The 13,839-nt window shown below is 71.5% G+C and carries 17 protein-coding genes; 7 read left to right on the plus strand and 10 right to left on the minus strand.

The features are described 5' to 3' along the window. Positions 1 to 7: 7 nt before the first annotated feature. From TMZ1T_RS11895 to mltG, 6 genes are all read right to left on the minus strand, one after another. On the minus strand, positions 8 to 739 hold the full coding sequence (locus tag TMZ1T_RS11895) for an ankyrin repeat domain-containing protein (protein ID WP_004306140.1): 732 nt from the start codon (positions 737 to 739) through the stop codon (positions 8 to 10). Next, positions 720 to 1,496, minus strand: coding sequence for a TatD family hydrolase (locus tag TMZ1T_RS11900; protein WP_004306138.1), 777 nt, complete (start codon positions 1,494 to 1,496; stop codon positions 720 to 722). Before TMZ1T_RS11900 ends, TMZ1T_RS11895 begins: the two co-directional genes overlap by 20 nt. A gap of 86 nt (positions 1,497 to 1,582) precedes the next feature. Then, the gene (locus TMZ1T_RS11905; RefSeq protein ID WP_004306137.1) at positions 1,583 to 1,948 is read right to left on the minus strand and encodes a PilZ domain-containing protein; all 366 of its coding nucleotides are present in this window, start codon (positions 1,946 to 1,948) and stop codon (positions 1,583 to 1,585) included. Then, positions 1,945 to 2,988, minus strand: coding sequence for a DNA polymerase III subunit delta' (gene holB / locus TMZ1T_RS11910; RefSeq protein ID WP_012585535.1), 1,044 nt, complete (start codon positions 2,986 to 2,988; stop codon positions 1,945 to 1,947). The genes TMZ1T_RS11905 and holB overlap by 4 nt, the downstream gene beginning before the upstream one ends. Next, positions 2,985 to 3,686 (minus strand): dTMP kinase, encoded by a 702-nt coding sequence (gene tmk / locus TMZ1T_RS11915; protein ID WP_004327763.1) that lies wholly within the window; start codon positions 3,684 to 3,686, stop codon positions 2,985 to 2,987. Before tmk ends, holB begins: the two co-directional genes overlap by 4 nt. Beyond that, a complete protein-coding gene (gene mltG, locus TMZ1T_RS11920) occupies positions 3,683 to 4,696 on the minus strand; it encodes an endolytic transglycosylase MltG (protein WP_004327765.1) in 1,014 nt (337 codons plus the stop codon). Before mltG ends, tmk begins: the two co-directional genes overlap by 4 nt. A 141-nt stretch (positions 4,697 to 4,837) precedes the next feature. Between mltG and ygfZ the strand changes: the two genes are divergently transcribed. Next, positions 4,838 to 5,875, plus strand: a complete 1,038-nt coding sequence (gene ygfZ, locus TMZ1T_RS11925) for a CAF17-like 4Fe-4S cluster assembly/insertion protein YgfZ (protein ID WP_012585536.1) — start codon at positions 4,838 to 4,840, stop codon at positions 5,873 to 5,875. Between the two features lie 54 nt (positions 5,876 to 5,929). Then, positions 5,930 to 6,730, plus strand: coding sequence for an NRDE family protein (locus TMZ1T_RS11930; protein WP_004327625.1), 801 nt, complete (start codon positions 5,930 to 5,932; stop codon positions 6,728 to 6,730). A gap of 33 nt (positions 6,731 to 6,763) precedes the next feature. Here the strand turns inward: TMZ1T_RS11930 and TMZ1T_RS11935 are convergent, their stop codons facing one another. Genes TMZ1T_RS11935 through tadA form a run of 3 tightly spaced genes read right to left on the minus strand, consistent with a single transcriptional unit; the run spans position 6,764 to position 8,130 of the window. Then, positions 6,764 to 7,189, minus strand: coding sequence for a GNAT family N-acetyltransferase (locus tag TMZ1T_RS11935; RefSeq protein ID WP_004327623.1), 426 nt, complete (start codon positions 7,187 to 7,189; stop codon positions 6,764 to 6,766). Continuing rightward, on the minus strand, positions 7,186 to 7,665 hold the full coding sequence (locus TMZ1T_RS11940; protein ID WP_004327621.1) for a L,D-transpeptidase: 480 nt from the start codon (positions 7,663 to 7,665) through the stop codon (positions 7,186 to 7,188). Before TMZ1T_RS11940 ends, TMZ1T_RS11935 begins: the two co-directional genes overlap by 4 nt. Beyond that, entirely contained in the window at positions 7,666 to 8,130 is a 465-nt protein-coding gene (tadA, locus tag TMZ1T_RS11945; protein WP_004327619.1) for a tRNA adenosine(34) deaminase TadA, read from the minus strand. Between the two features lie 281 nt (positions 8,131 to 8,411). Between tadA and xpt the strand changes: the two genes are divergently transcribed. Next, positions 8,412 to 9,014, plus strand: a complete 603-nt coding sequence (xpt, locus tag TMZ1T_RS11950; RefSeq protein WP_004323003.1) for a xanthine phosphoribosyltransferase — start codon at positions 8,412 to 8,414, stop codon at positions 9,012 to 9,014. Between the two features lie 84 nt (positions 9,015 to 9,098). Then, on the plus strand, positions 9,099 to 9,962 hold the full coding sequence (locus tag TMZ1T_RS11955) for an HDOD domain-containing protein (protein ID WP_004323005.1): 864 nt from the start codon (positions 9,099 to 9,101) through the stop codon (positions 9,960 to 9,962). Between the two features lie 47 nt (positions 9,963 to 10,009). On the opposite strand, the gene TMZ1T_RS11960 is transcribed toward TMZ1T_RS11955, so the two are convergent. Further along, entirely contained in the window at positions 10,010 to 10,963 is a 954-nt protein-coding gene (locus TMZ1T_RS11960) for an alpha/beta hydrolase (protein ID WP_012585537.1), read from the minus strand. Positions 10,964 to 11,103: 140 nt separating this feature from the next. Here TMZ1T_RS11960 and ppk2 point away from each other — a divergent pair, with 140 nt between their 5' ends. The 3 genes from ppk2 to TMZ1T_RS11975 all read left to right on the plus strand — a co-directional run bounded on the left by ppk2 (position 11,104) and on the right by TMZ1T_RS11975 (position 13,822). Then, a complete protein-coding gene (gene ppk2 / locus TMZ1T_RS11965) occupies positions 11,104 to 12,321 on the plus strand; it encodes a polyphosphate kinase 2 (protein ID WP_012585538.1) in 1,218 nt (405 codons plus the stop codon). Positions 12,322 to 12,504: 183 nt separating this feature from the next. Further along, positions 12,505 to 13,143, plus strand: a complete 639-nt coding sequence (locus tag TMZ1T_RS11970; RefSeq protein WP_004323011.1) for a hypothetical protein — start codon at positions 12,505 to 12,507, stop codon at positions 13,141 to 13,143. Positions 13,144 to 13,264: 121 nt separating this feature from the next. Continuing rightward, positions 13,265 to 13,822, plus strand: coding sequence for a glutathione peroxidase (locus tag TMZ1T_RS11975; protein ID WP_004323012.1), 558 nt, complete (start codon positions 13,265 to 13,267; stop codon positions 13,820 to 13,822). Positions 13,823 to 13,839: the final 17 nt, after the last annotated feature.

Genomic DNA, 13,839 nt, shown 5'->3' on the forward strand with positions numbered 1-13,839 from the left:
TGGGGAATCATTCGATCGTGATCTTCATCGCCGGCGGACGGATGCCGCGGCGCTTGCGCTCGGCCTGGATCAGTTCGGCGATGTCGGTGTTGTTGTTCTGCAGCGCCCAGGCGTCGGCCGAAAGGCCGGCGTCGTTGAGCGCGTTGAGATCGGTCTGTGGCAGCGCGAGCAGGCGGCGGACCACGTCGATGTGGCCGTTGCGCGCCGCCAGCATCAGCGGCGTGGCCTTGTTGGGCGCGGGTGCATTGACGTCGGCGCCGGCGGCGAGGATGTCCGCGATCAGCTCGTCGCGGCCCTCGAAGGCGGCGTAGTGCAGCGGCGCCCAGCCGTCGTGCGCAACCACGGCGCCGGCCTTGATGAGCGCGCGTGCGGCGTCCTCGTGGCCGCGCAGCACGGCCAGCATCAGCGCGGAGTCGCCCGCCGGGTTGCGGTAGTCGAGGCGGGCGCGGTTCTTCGCCAGCGCCTCCACGGCCGCGGTGTGGCCCTCGCGCGCGGCGAGGATGAGCAAGGTGTTGCCCTGCGCGTCGACGGTATCGGGGTCGAGGCCGCGCTGGATCAGGCTGACGAGTTCCTTCGCGTCGCCCATGCTGGCGGCGGAGAGCGCGTCGTCGAGGGTGGCGGCGAGCGCGGCATGCGAAGCCAGGCCGCCGGCGACGAAGGCCGCGGCGAGAACGAGGCGGCGCAGCCCATGTACCGGAGTGCGGGAGGGCGTGCGGAGATCAGGCAGGTCTTTGTGCATGGCGGAAGAGACGGAAGAAGTTGTCGGTGGTGGCTTGCTCGACCTGCGCCAGCGGGAGCTCGCGCAGGCGGGCGATCTCCTCGGCGACATGCACGACCCAGCCGGGCTCGTTGGTCTTGCCGCGGTGCGGCACCGGGGCGAGATAGGGGGAATCGGTCTCGATCAGCAGGCGCTCGAGCGGCACGCGGCGGGCGACCTCCTTGAGCTCCTTCGCGTTGCGGAAGCTCACGATGCCGGAAAACGAGATGTAGAAGCCGAGCTCGAGCGCGGCCTCGGCCACCTCCCAGCTCTCGGTGAAGCAGTGCATCACTCCGCCGGCCTCGCCGGCCCCCTCCTCGCGCATCAGGCGCAGGGTGTCCGCGGCGGCGTTGCGGGTGTGGACGACCAGCGGCTTGCCCGTCGCACGCGCCGCGCGGATGTGCACCCGAAAGCGCTCACGCTGCCACTCGGGCGCGTCCTTGTGCCAGTGGTAGTCCAGCCCGGTCTCGCCGATCGCCACCACGCGCGGGTGGTCCGCGAGCGCGACGAGGCGGGCGACGTCCGGCTCCTCGCAATCGGCATTGTCCGGATGCACGCCGACCGAGGCCCACAGGTGGGCGTGGCGCTCGGCGAGCTCACGCACACGCGGGAATTCCTCCAGCCGTACGCCGATGCACAGCGCGGTGCCGACGCCGTTGGCCGCCATGGTGGCGAGGATCTCGTCCTCGCGCTCGGCGAGGCCGGGAAAATCGAGATGACAGTGTGAATCGACGAACATCCGGGTCCTGGAATGGTTTGATGAAGTCGGCGTTGTTGAACTCGGCAGCGCGCGACGCGAAGCGGGCCCTGCCCTTGCCGGCGCGCTCAGAGCGTGTGCGTGGGCCGGCTCGAGCCGAGATGGCCGGCGAGCACCTTCTCGATGCGGTCGCGCAGCACCCGACTGGACTCGTCGGGCGAGAACTGCACGCCGATGCCCTGGGTCTTGCCGCCCTGCGCGCCGTCCGGCGTGATCCACACCACGGTGCCCGCGACCGGATGGCGGGTGGCGTCGTCCATGAGCTGCAGCAGCATGAAGACCTCGTCGCCCAGCTTGTAGCTCTTGGGCGTGGGCACGAAGATCCCGCCGTTGGCCAGGAAGGGCATGTAGGCCGCGTAGAGCGCCGACTTGGAGCTGATGTTGAGCGACAGCACGCTCGGGCGGCTGACCGCTGGTCGAACGGCTTGGGTCATCCTCGGGCTCCGGCGACGGCACGGGCGTAGCGCATCAGCATGTCCTCCAGCACCAGCCGCAGGCTCAGCGGATGGCGCGACACCTTGCGGATCTGGGCGACTTCATTGTAGCAGGCGCTCGCCGCGGCCACGCTCATGCGGCTGGCCAGCGCGGCGAGCACGCCCTCCTGCGCGGGGAAGAAGCGCACCCGGCCACCCAGGCGCAGCGCGGCGAGGTCGCTCACCCAGCGCTGCATCCAGTCGGTGAGCTCGGGCAGGCCGAAGCCGGCGGCGAGCGCATCCTTCGAGCGCAGCCAGGCCTCCCACTGCCCGGCCAGGCGCAGCGCGTCGGCGCCTTGCAGGCCGGCGATATCGCGCACGAAGCGCGCGTGCATCGCCGCGCCGCCACCCTGCGCGAGGCGCTCGGCGGCGAGCGGCATGCCGCCGCCCAGCGCCAGCAGCGCACGCGCATCGGCGGCGGCATGCGCGCCCCAGCGCGCCAGCGCAGCTGCGTCGGGACGGCTGAAATGCCACTGCTGGCAGCGGCTGCGGATGGTGGGCAGCAGGATGCGCGGCGCGGAGGACACGAGCACGAAGATGCAGCCCTCTGGTGGCTCCTCAAGCAGCTTGAGCAGCGCGTTGGCGGTGACGCCGTTCATCGCCTCGGCCGGATCGAGCAGCACGACGCGGCGCGAGCCATGGTGGCCGGTGACGGCGAGCGCGCCCTGCAGCGCGCGGACCTGGTCGATGCGGATCTGCGTGGAGGCCGCCTTGCCGGGCGCCTCGCCGTCGCCCTCGCCCTCCGCCGCGGCGGTCTCGGCCTCGGGCACGACTCTGTGGAGGTCGGGGTGGTTGCCCGAGAGCCGCCACAGGCAGGGCTCGCATTGCCCGCAGGCGTGGCCGTCGGCGCCGGGGGCGTCGCACAGCAGGCGCGCCGCCAGCGCCTCGGCGAGCGCGCGCTTGCCCAGGCCTGCGGGGCCGACGAAGAGCAGCGCGTGCGGCAGGCGTTCGCCCAGCTCGACGAGCCGCGTCCACGTCGATTGCAGCCAGGGGTGGATCATGAGAAGAAGCGCTCGCGCACGACGCGCTCGATGTCGGCGCGGATCGCCTCCGGCGAGCGCGCGGCATCGATCACGCAAATGCGCAGCGGCGCCAGGCGGGCGCGTTCGAGGTAGGCGGCGCGCACGCGCTCGAAGAAGTCGCGCTGCTCGCGCTCGAAGCGGTCGGGGTCGACCCCGGTGGAGGCGACGCGCGCGGCGGCGAGCGCCGGATCGAGGTCGAACACCAGGGTGAGGTCGGGCTGCAGGCCGGGATGCACCCAGGCCTCGAGCGCGTCGAACTTGGCGCGGTCGAGCCCGCGCCCCCCCACCTGATAGGCGAAGGTGGCGTCGGAGAAGCGGTCGCACACCACCCAGCGCCCGGCGGCGAGCGCGGGCTCGATGCGCGCGGCGAGGTGCTCGCGGCGCGCGGCGAACATCAGCATGGCCTCGGTCTCGAGGTGCATCGGCTCATGCAGCAGCAGCTCGCGCAGGCGTTCTCCGAGCGCCGTGCCGCCGGGCTCGCGGGTCTGGTCGACGTCGCGGCCTGCGGCCTGCAGCAACGCCACCACGGCGGCGATCTGGCTGCTCTTGCCGGCACCGTCGATGCCTTCGAAGGTGATGAAGCGGCCGCGGGCGGGCGCGGCTGCGCTCGCGGGCACGGCGGAGGGTGCGTTCTCGATCATGTCGGTTTCGGGCAGGCGCGGCGGCATCCGGCTCATCCCCCACCTCCGTTGCGGATGTATTTATCGACGGCGCGATTGTGCGCCGCGAGGTCGCGCGAAAACTCGCTGCTGCCGTCGCCGCGCGCGACGAAATAAAGGAAGTCGCTCTTCTCGGGTTTGAGCGCAGCGCGCAGCGCGGCCTCGCCCGGCATCGCGATCGGCGTCGGCGGCAGGCCGGCACGGGTGTAGGTGTTCCACGGGTGGTCGGCATCGAGATGCGCCCGGCGCAGGCGGCCGTCGAACTCGGGGCCGAGGCCGTAGATCACCGTGGGGTCGGTCTGCAGACGCATGCCGATGCGCAGCCGGTTGGCGAACACCGAGGCGACCAGGGCGCGGTCCTCGGGGCGGCCGGTCTCCTTCTCGACGATCGAGGCGAGGATCAGCGCCTCGTAGGGCGAGGCCAGCGGCGTGGCCGGGTCGCGCTCGGCCCAGGCCTTGTCGAGGCGGGCCTGCATGGCCTCGTGCGCGCGTCGCAGCACGGCGAGCGCGCCCGAGCGCTTGTCGAACAGATAGGTATCGGGGAAGAAGAGGCCCTCGGCGTTCTGCGCGCTCGCGCCGATGCGCGCGAGGATCTCCGCCTCGCCCAGCCCGGCGGTGTCGGCTTCCAGATCCGGATGGGACTCCAGCGCCTGGCGCACCTGGCGGAAGGTCCAGCCCTCGACCAGCAACAGCTCGCCCTGCGTGACGTCGCCGTCGGAGAGCTTGAGGATGAGCTGCCAGGGCGTGATGCCGGCGTGCACCTCGTAGCTGCCGGCCTTGATGCGGGCGTCGCGCTTCGTCAGACGCGCGAGCAGCGCGAGCAGGCGCGCATCCACGCCCACGCCGGCGCGCTCGATGGCGGCGGCGGCCTGGCGCATGCCCATGCCGCGGGCCACGGTGAAATCCACCCGCTCGGCGGCGAGCGCGAGCGGCCGGTGCGCATACCACCAGCCCGTCGCCGCGATCATCGCGGCAAGGATGGCAAGCACGGCGAGCAGCAGGAGCAGGCGGGGGAGAAAACGCTTCATCGGAGGGGGAAGAGCCGGCTAAATCCCTGTCGGCGCGAGGGGCGACCGCCACGGGGAGGGCGCCTATAATACCGCAGCACGTGCCCTCCCCCTCCTGCGGCGCGCCCCCGAATCCCTTCCGAGACTGCCCGAACCGAGACCATGACTGCCTGGACCGAACACCTCGCCCGCATGGGCGCCACGCTCGACGAAACCGCCCGCTCCATCGCCTTCGCCTCGCCCGCCGACGAAGCGCGCGCGACCGAGACCGCCACCATCGCGGTGCCGCTGCTGCACCTGGGCACGATCCGCTCGCAGGGCCCGGACTCCGCCGCCTTCCTGCACAACCTGGTGTCGAACGACGTCAAGCACATGGAAGCCGACACCGCGGCGTGGAACAGCTTCAATTCGCCCAAGGGGCGGATGATCGCCAGCTTCCTGGTGTGGACCGAGGAGGGCGGCCATGCGCTCGCGCTCTCGGCAGACATCCTGCCCGCGTTCCTGAAGAAGTTCTCGATGTACGTGCTGCGCAGCAAGGTCAAGCTCGCCGACGCCAGCGCCGAGGTCGCGCTGATCGGCCTCGCCGGTCCGCAGGCCGTGGCGATCGCGCAGGCGGCAGGCGCCGCGCTGCCCGCCGAGGACATGCGCCAGGCGGTATCGGCCGCGGGCGTGCGCTGCATCCGCCTCGGCGCGCAGCGCCTGGTGCTCGCCGTCGCCACCGACGCCGCCCCGGCGCTGTTCGACGCGCTCGTCGCCGCCGGCGCGCTGCGTGCCGGCACCGCGGCCTGGCAGCTCGGCATGATCCGCGCCGGCCTGGCGCTGGTCACCGCGCCCACCCAGGAAGAGTTCGTCGCCCAGATGCTCAACTACGAGCTCATCGGCGGGGTGGACTTCCACAAGGGCTGCTATCCGGGCCAGGAGATCGTCGCGCGCACCCAGTACCTCGGCAAGCTCAAGAAGCGCACCTACCGCCTCGCCCTGCCCGCCGGCAGCACGGCCGCGCCCGGCACCGACGTCTATGCGCCCGACTTCGGCGAGCAGTCCGCCGGCAAGCTGGTCAACGTCGCACCGACCGCCGACGGTGGCGTCGAGGCGCTCGCGGTGATCCAGTCGAGCAGCGCGGAAGCCGGCGAGATCCGTGTCGGCGCGCCCGACGGGCCGCGCGCAGACCTGCTCGACCTGCCGTATGCGCTCGCCTGACGGGCACCGCGACCGGGCCCGGGGGCCTGGTCGTACTCGCCGAGGCGCGTAGCCATGTGCCTGATCGTCTTCGCCTGGCAGGCGCATCCCGACTATCCGCTGGTGGTCGCGGCCAACCGCGACGAATATCTTGCGCGCCCCGCCGCGCCCGCGCATTGGTGGGTGGACGCACCCGAGCTGCTCGCCGGCCGCGACCTCGAGGCCGGCGGCACCTGGATGGGCCTTACGCGCGGCGGCCGCTTCGCCGCGTTGACCAACTACCGCGACCCCAGCCGCCACATCGCCGGCGCGCCCTCGCGCGGCGCCCTGGTGCGCGAGGCGCTCGAGGATGTCCGCCCGGCGCCCGCCACGCTGCAGGCCGTGCAGGCGAGCGCGGGCAACTACGCCGCCTTCAACCTGCTGGTGGGCGACGCCGACCGGCTCGGCGTGCTCGAGAGCACCACCGGCGGGCTGCGCATGCTGGAGCCGGGATACTACGGCCTGTCCAACCACTTGCTCGACAGCCCCTGGCCCAAGCTGGTGAAGACGCGCGCAGCACTCGCCGGCAAGCTCGAGGCGCTGCCGACGTCAGGCCCGGCCGCGGCGACGGAGGATGCGCTCGTCGCCGGCCTCCTCGGCCTGCTGCGCGACCCCGCGCCCGCGCCCGACCCGCACCTGCCCGCGACCGGCGTAAGCCTGGAGTGGGAGCGCTGGCTGTCGCCCGCCTTCATCCGCGCACCCGGCTACGGCACGCGCTGCAGCAGCGTGGTGCTGCGCGATCGCAAGGGCCGTACCCGCCTCGTCGAATGGACCTGGGACGCCGATGGGGAACTGCGCAGCCGGGTCGAGCACGCGTTCGGCGCCGGCACGACCTGAACGCCGCGCGCAATGCGCTCGCGTGCGCGGCCGCTACACCGGCCGCCGCATCGCGCGGTGGGGAATGCCCGCTTCCATGAAGACCTCGCCCACCGGCTCGAAGCCGTGGCGCAGGTAGAAGTCGAGCGCGTGGGTCTGCGCATTGAGCGCGACTTCGTTCAGCCCGCGCCGCGCCGCCTCGGCGATCAGCGCCTGCAGCACCGCACCGCCCACCCCGGCGCCGCGCGCCTCACGCAGCACCGCCATGCGGCCGATGTGACCGTCGGGCAGCAGGCGCCCGGTGGCGATCACCCGTCCCTCGGCATCGTGCGCGATCGCGTGCCGGCACACCGCGTCGAAGGCGTCACGCTCGATCTCCTCGGGCACGCCCTGCTCCACCACGAAGACCCCGGTACGCACCGGCATCACCCGCGCCTCGGCCTCGTCCCAGCCCACCACCTCGATCCGCACGCCCTTCATTCGACGATCTCCACCACCGTGCCCGCCGGCACGAGCTCGAACAGCTCGATGATGTCGTGGTTGCGCATGCGCACGCAGCCGTGCGAGCGCGCAACGCCCATGGGCTGGTCGTCGCCGGTGCCGTGCAGGTAGATGTAGCGCCGCATGGTGTCGACCTCGCCACCGCGGTTGCGCCCAGGCTCCTCGCCGCACAGCCACAGGATGCGCGACAGGATCCAGTCGCGCCCCGGGTGGGCGGCCGCGAACTCCGCCGTCCACACCTCGCCGGTCGGCCTGCGCCCGCGGAACACCGCACCCGCCGGTGCACCCGCGCCGATGCGCGCACGGATACGGTGGCGGCCGCGCGGCGTGCACAGGCTGCCGCTGCGCTCGCCCGCACCGCGTTCGCCGGTCGACACCGCGTAGCGGCGGATGCAGGCGCCGTCGGCGCCGAAGAGCTCCAGGCACTGCCGACCGAGGTCCACGCGGAGGTGCATTCAGGCCACCAGCGTGCGCCCGCGGCGGGCGGCGAAGAAGCTCGACAACATGCGCCCGCACTCGTCGGCGAGCAGTCCGCCCTCGATGGTGGCGTGATGGTTGAGGCGCGGCTCGGCGAAGAGATCGAGCACGCTGCCGGCGACACCGGTCTTGGGGTCGCGCGCACCGAACACCACGCGCGCGATGCGGGCGTGCATGATCGCACCCGAGCACATCGCGCAGGGCTCCAGGGTGACGTAGAGCTCGCAGCCGGGCAGGCGGTAGTTGCCGAGGTGCGCCGCGGCGTCGCGCAGCGCCATGATCTCGGCGTGCGCGGTAGGGTCGTGGCGCCCGATCGGTTGGTTGAAGCCGCGGCCGACGATCTCGCCCCCGCACACCACCACCGCGCCCACCGGCACCTCGTCCGCGGCCCCGGCCGCGCGCGCCTGCTCGAGCGCAGCGCGCATGTAGTCTTCGTCGTTCATGGTTTTCGCAGATCGGGAACGGGGGCGATTCTAGCCCGAAAGGCCGCGGGCCGAGCCGCACGCGCCGTCGACCTGGCCCGAGCACGCGTGCCGTGCACCCAAGCCCCTCGCCGCGGGAGCGCGAGCCGGCGACGGGCCGCGAGCGGCCGCCCGGCGCCGCCACCGGATCGAAGCCGCGGTCACGATCGAGCGCGAGGCTTGGAGGTCAAGCACGCTGCCTTCGGCTAGAATCCGCCCGTCCTGCCCCCGGCCCGGGGGCGTTCCCGTTTACGGACCCGCGCATGCTTCCCGATCCCGACCTCATCCGCCCCTACGGCCCGCTCGTGCGCCGTATCGAAGCCGAAGCCACCGTCATCGGCGACCAGATCCTCAAGATCGACCACTTCCTCAACCACCGCATCGAACCCAGCTTCATCACCGAGATGGGCCAGGAGCTCGCGAAGCGCCTGGCACGCTTCGAACCCAGCGTGGTGCTCACCGCCGAGGCCAGCGGCATCGCCCCCGGACTGGTGGTCGCCCAGGCCCTCGACGTGCCGCTGGTGTATGCGAAGAAGTACGCGCCCGAGGTCGAATCCCCCGCGATCGCGCGCGTGATCCCCTCGCCCACCAAGGGCGGCGAGACCAAGCTCGTGCTGTCGCAGCGCTACATCGTGCCCACCGACCGCGTCGTCATCGTCGACGATTTCCTCTCCAACGGCCGCACCGCGGTGGCCCTGGTCGAGATGGCGCGCGAGGCCGGCGCCGAGGTGCTGTGCGCGAGCTTCATCGTCGAGAAGCGCTTCAAGCACGGCCACGCCGCCATCGAGGCCCTCGGCGTGCCGGTGTGCACGCTCGCCCAGGTCGAGGCGCTGGAGAACGGCCACGTCCGCCTCACCCAGCCCTGAAGCGACGGTCGTTCGTGGGATATGCACGCGCACGCCGGCCAGCATGCGCATAGACTGCGACGATCACACGAACGGAACCGGCCCATGAGCTCTTTCGACACCCAATTCGAAGCCTTCGCCGAACAGGTGCAGCAGGAGCTGCGCGAAGGCGTGACGAGCTTTCCCACCGTATTCGACCTGTCGGTGCGCGTCCAGAAGCTGGCTGACGCCCCGGAGACCTCCCTCGCGCAGATCGCGGGCGCGGTGCAGACCGAGCCCCTGCTTGCGGCCAAGGTCATCCGCATGGCGAACACGCTGACGCTGAACCCCTACCGCGGCCAGATCACCAGCCTGAGCGATGCGATCCAGCGCATCGGCCTGTCCACGCTGCGCTGCCTCGCCTTCGCGGTCGCCGCCGAGCAGCTCGCGCGCGACCACCGCTCGCGCCAGATGCGCCTGATCGCCAGCGGCCTGTGGATGCACTCGATCGACGTGGCGGCGTGGTCCTGCGCCTTCGCACACCACCTCAAGCGCCCCGACCCCGATGCCGCGATGCTCGCCGGCCTGATGCTCGACATCGGCCAGTTCTACCTGCTTGCGCGCGCGGCGCGCTACCCGGCGCTGGAAGGGGACATGGGCCGCTTCGCCGAGGTGGTCACCACCTGGGACGAGCCGGTGCGCGACGCCGTGCTCGAAGCCCTGGAGATGCCCGAGCGCATCATCACGGCCTGCGCCGCCGACCCCTTCGCCAACACCGAGTGGCCGCCGGCCGAGCTCGGCGACGTGGTCTTCCTCGCCACCCTCGCGGCCGAATCGCCCAACCCCTTCGACACCCTGCTCGGCAGCCGCCAGCGCGGCGAACTGCTCGAAGCGAGCGTGGCGGACGGACTCGATCGCGACGGCTTCGACACCCTGATGTCCGAAGCCCGCGCCAGCCGTCAGGAGCTGATCTCCGCCGCCTGCGGCTGAACACCGCGGCCGGCCGTTCCCGGCGGACGCCCGCCTGCCGGATCCGCTCAGGACTGCGCGCACTCCGCGAGGTGGGAGCGCAAGGCCGCGGCCGACAGCGCCACGGCCTCGCGCGCCTCCGGGATGAGCTTGCCCAGGGTGTAGAAGCCATGCACCACGCCCTCGAAGACACGCAGCGCCACCTCGCCGCCTTCGCTGCGCACGCGCTCGACGAACGCCAGGCAGTCGTCCACCAGCGGATCGCATTCCGCGCAGATCACCTGCATCGGCGGCAGCCCGGCGAGCGAGGCCGCGCGCATCGGCGACGCCCGCCAGTCCTCGGTATCGACGCCGGGCAGGTAGCGCTCGAAGAACCACTGCAGCGACTCACGATCGAGGAAGAAGCCCTCGGCGTAGCGCTCGCGCGAGGGCCGCGCGCTGCGGATCTCGGTGCTCGGGTAGATCAGCAGCAGGAAGGCCGGCTTCACCTCGGCCGCGCGCAGGGCGAGCGCGGTGACGATCGCCAGGTTGCCCCCGGCGCTGTCGCCGGCGAGGGCGATGCGCGCCGGGTCGATGCCGAGCAGGTCGGCGTTGTCGACCGACCAATCGAAGGCCAGGCGCATGTCCTCGGGCGCGGCGGGGAAAGGATGCTCGGGCGCGAGCCGGTACTCCACCGACAGCACCGCGCAACCCGAGCCGTTGGCGAGTTCGCGGCAGGCCACGTCGTAGCTCGCCACGTCGCCGATGCACCAGCCTCCACCGTGCGCGAAGATCACCAGCGGCAGACGGTCGTCCATATGGCTGCCGAAGGGCCGGTACAGGCGGGCGAGCAGCGCCGAGGTGTCGGGGCGCGGGATCGGCACCTCGGCGGTGGAGGCCACCGCCGGCGCCTCGGGCCGGAAGGCGAAGTGCAGCTTCTGCGCCGAATGACGCGCCTGCGCCACCGCGAGTTCGTGGAAGCGGGGGGCGCCGACACGGTAGGCCATGTCGAGCAGGGAACGGGTTTCTTTGGTCAGCGGCATGATCGAGAACGGATTGCGTTTTGCCGGGCCACGCCCGGCCGCGGGCGGAGTCCGCGATTCTACCCGTCGCACCCCACGACGGGCGTGCCCTGCGGAAGGCACGGGATTAGAATTCGTGCAGACAAGGGAGAAGCGTCATCATGAACAAGACCGAGGAAACCGTCCCCGTAGTGGACACCGCCTCCACCCGCAGCAAGAAGCCGCGCACGGCTCCGCGCGCCAAGGACGCGGGCGCCGCGCGCGCGAAGTCCAAGGCCGCCGGCCCCGCACGTCCGATCGCGGCCGGCGACACCGCGCCCGATTTCAGCAGCACGGGCATCGAGGCCTTCGAGATCGAGCAGGCGATCGACGCCGCGCAGGACTCCAAGCTCGTCGCGGTCAAGGACATCCTGGCCCGAGCGGCTGCGGATCCGCAGGCCAAAAGGGAGGACGCGCTCGAGGCCATCCTCGACGGCGCCTCGCCCGACGACATCCACATGCTGCGCCGCGCGCTGATGCGCGCCGACCTGCCGCAGGCGCCGGGCGCCCATCCGGACGACGAGCTCTCGCCCGACTGGCGCAAGGGCGGCTACCCCTACCGCAACCTGATGTCGCGCAAGGCCTACGAAAAGCAGAAGTACCGCCTGCAGGTCGAGTTGCTCAAGCTGCAGGCCTGGGTCAAGGAGACCGGTCAGCGCGTGGTGATCCTTTTCGAGGGCCGTGACGCAGCCGGCAAGGGCGGCACGATCAAGCGCTTCATGGAGCACCTCAACCCGCGCGGCGCGCGCGTGGTGGCGCTGGAGAAGCCCTCCGAGCTCGAGCGCGGCCAATGGTACTTCCAGCGCTACATCCAGCACCTGCCCACCGCCGGCGAGATCGTGCTGTTCGACCGCTCCTGGTACAACCGCGCCGGCGTCGAGCGCGTCATGGGCTTCTGCACGCCCGACGAGTACAACGAATTCATGCGCCAGGTCCCCGAGTTCGAGCGCAACCTGGTGCGCAGCGGCATCCACCTGATCAAGTTCTGGTTCTCGGTGAGCCGCGAGGAGCAGCGTCGCCGCTTCAAGGAGCGCGAGTCGCACCCGCTCAAGCAGTGGAAGCTGTCGCCGATCGACCTCGCCTCGCTCGACAAGTGGGACGAATACACCAAGGCCAAGGAGGCGATGTTCTTCTACACCGACACCGCCGACGCGCCATGGACCGTAGTCAAGTCCGACTGCAAGAAGCGAGCGCGCCTCAACGCGCTGCGCTACGTGCTGCACAAGCTGCCCTATGCCAACAAGGATGTCTCCCTCATCGGCCCGCTCGATCCCTTGCTGGTAGGCCGTGCCAACGTGGTGTACGAGCGCGGCGAGAAGGACGCCGTGGCGCTGCTGTAAGCGTCTGCGGTCCGACGCAGCGCACATTTGCATCCGGGATCGACGGCTGGTGACAAGAGGTAAGCCGTCGTGCGGGCCGCGTCCGTGGCGATCTATCCTGCAGGCACGGGTCGCCGGCGGGATGTTCCTCGCCGGCTGGCCGCCCCCGCGCGCCCCACGGCACAAACGACAAGGGAGAACAAGATGAACATCGGCAAACTTCGCCACAAGGCCACCGCCGGCCTGATCGTCGCCGCGCTCCTCGCCGGCCCGGCCTTCGCCGACAAGCCGGACGGGGCCGGCGGCGGCAAACCCGATCGCGTCCAGGGCGGCAAACCCGATCACGGCGGTCCCCAGGAACGCGGCGACAAGCGCCCCGACAAACGCAGCGAGCAGGGCAATCGGGACGTGCGTGGCGACGAGACGCGCGGGCGCGGTGGAGACCGCGACGGTGGCCAGGCGCGCGGCCGCGAGCAGGACCGCGACCGCGAACATCGCACCGACCGCGCCGGCTCGTCGCCGCGCGTTTCGGCCTACTTCTCCGACCGTCACCGCGAGGTGGTGCGTCAGTATTACGGCGACCGCTTCCGTGCCGGCGACTGCCCACCCGGACTGGCAAAGAAGGGCAACGGCTGCATGCCGCCGGGACAGGCGAAGAAGTGGCGCATCGGCGCGCCGCTGCCGCGCGACGTGGTGTGGTACGACGCGCCGGGCGACATCGTGCTACGCCTCGGCATGCCGCCCGAAGGTCATCGCTTCGTCCGCGTCGCCGCCGACATCCTGCTGATCAGTGTCGGCACCGGGATGGTGGTCGATGCGATCGAGGATCTCAGCCGCCTCTGAGCCCCGGCGCGGATCCGCCACGAGGCGGGTCCGGTGCCTCGCTGCGCGTGCCACGCCCACAAGGCGAACCGATCGCGCATCGCCCGGTCCACCGCTTGCCGTTCCTGCCAGGAGACCGATCATGTCCTTCGCCCGTCTTGCCCGTGCCCTCGCCCCCGCCGTTCTGCTCGCCACCCTCGCCCCCAACGCCGGCGCTGCCGACGATGCGACGACGCGCCTCTACGACCACAGCCTGCGCCGTCTGCACGCCGACGAGTCGGTGCGGCTCGCAGACCGCTACGCCGGCCAGCCCGTGCTGGTGGTCAACACCGCCAGCCACTGCGGCTTCACGCGGCAGTTCCGCGAGCTCGAGGCGGTGCACCAGCGCTACAAGGCGCGCGGGCTCAAGGTCGCCGGCTTTCCGTCCGACGACTTCCGCCAGGAGGCTGCCGACGAGGCCGAGACCGCCGAGGTCTGCTTCCAGAACTTCGGCGTCACCTTCGACATGTACGCGCCGATCCACGTCACCGGCACCGAAGCGCATCCCTTGTTCCGCGAGATCGCACGCCAGTCGGCGGCGCCGGAGTGGAACTTCCACAAGTACGTGATCGACCGCAACGGCCGCGTGGTGGCGGCCTTCGGCAGCCGCACCAAGCCCGACGCCCCCGAGGTGATCGCGGCAATCGAGAAGGCGCTGTGAGCGCCGCGCCCCACCAA

Origin of the sequence: Thauera aminoaromatica (genome assembly GCF_000021765.1) — a bacterium.
In the GTDB taxonomy this organism is placed as follows: Bacteria; Pseudomonadota; Gammaproteobacteria; order Burkholderiales; family Rhodocyclaceae; genus Thauera; species Thauera aminoaromatica.

Excerpts from the sequence above, each read along its gene's own strand:
- TMZ1T_RS11975 (WP_004323012.1), top strand. The coding sequence starts at position 13,265 with ATGTCCTTCGCCCGTCTTGCCCGTGCCCTCGCCCCCGCCGTTCTGCTC.
- tmk (WP_004327763.1), bottom strand. The coding sequence starts at position 3,686 with ATGAGCCGGATGCCGCCGCGCCTGCCCGAAACCGACATGATCGAGAAC.
- TMZ1T_RS11955 (WP_004323005.1), top strand. The coding sequence starts at position 9,099 with ATGAGCTCTTTCGACACCCAATTCGAAGCCTTCGCCGAACAGGTGCAG.
- TMZ1T_RS11905 (WP_004306137.1), bottom strand. The coding sequence starts at position 1,948 with ATGACCCAAGCCGTTCGACCAGCGGTCAGCCGCCCGAGCGTGCTGTCG.
- xpt (WP_004323003.1), top strand. The coding sequence starts at position 8,412 with ATGCTTCCCGATCCCGACCTCATCCGCCCCTACGGCCCGCTCGTGCGC.
- mltG (WP_004327765.1), bottom strand. The coding sequence starts at position 4,696 with ATGAAGCGTTTTCTCCCCCGCCTGCTCCTGCTGCTCGCCGTGCTTGCC.
- holB (WP_012585535.1), bottom strand. The coding sequence starts at position 2,988 with ATGATCCACCCCTGGCTGCAATCGACGTGGACGCGGCTCGTCGAGCTG.
- TMZ1T_RS11900 (WP_004306138.1), bottom strand. The coding sequence starts at position 1,496 with ATGTTCGTCGATTCACACTGTCATCTCGATTTTCCCGGCCTCGCCGAG.
- TMZ1T_RS11970 (WP_004323011.1), top strand. The coding sequence starts at position 12,505 with ATGAACATCGGCAAACTTCGCCACAAGGCCACCGCCGGCCTGATCGTC.
- TMZ1T_RS11895 (WP_004306140.1), bottom strand. The coding sequence starts at position 739 with ATGCACAAAGACCTGCCTGATCTCCGCACGCCCTCCCGCACTCCGGTA.
- ppk2 (WP_012585538.1), top strand. The coding sequence starts at position 11,104 with ATGAACAAGACCGAGGAAACCGTCCCCGTAGTGGACACCGCCTCCACC.
- TMZ1T_RS11960 (WP_012585537.1), bottom strand. The coding sequence starts at position 10,963 with ATGCCGCTGACCAAAGAAACCCGTTCCCTGCTCGACATGGCCTACCGT.
- ygfZ (WP_012585536.1), top strand. The coding sequence starts at position 4,838 with ATGACTGCCTGGACCGAACACCTCGCCCGCATGGGCGCCACGCTCGAC.
- tadA (WP_004327619.1), bottom strand. The coding sequence starts at position 8,130 with ATGAACGACGAAGACTACATGCGCGCTGCGCTCGAGCAGGCGCGCGCG.
- TMZ1T_RS11935 (WP_004327623.1), bottom strand. The coding sequence starts at position 7,189 with ATGAAGGGCGTGCGGATCGAGGTGGTGGGCTGGGACGAGGCCGAGGCG.
- TMZ1T_RS11940 (WP_004327621.1), bottom strand. The coding sequence starts at position 7,665 with ATGCACCTCCGCGTGGACCTCGGTCGGCAGTGCCTGGAGCTCTTCGGC.
- TMZ1T_RS11930 (WP_004327625.1), top strand. The coding sequence starts at position 5,930 with ATGTGCCTGATCGTCTTCGCCTGGCAGGCGCATCCCGACTATCCGCTG.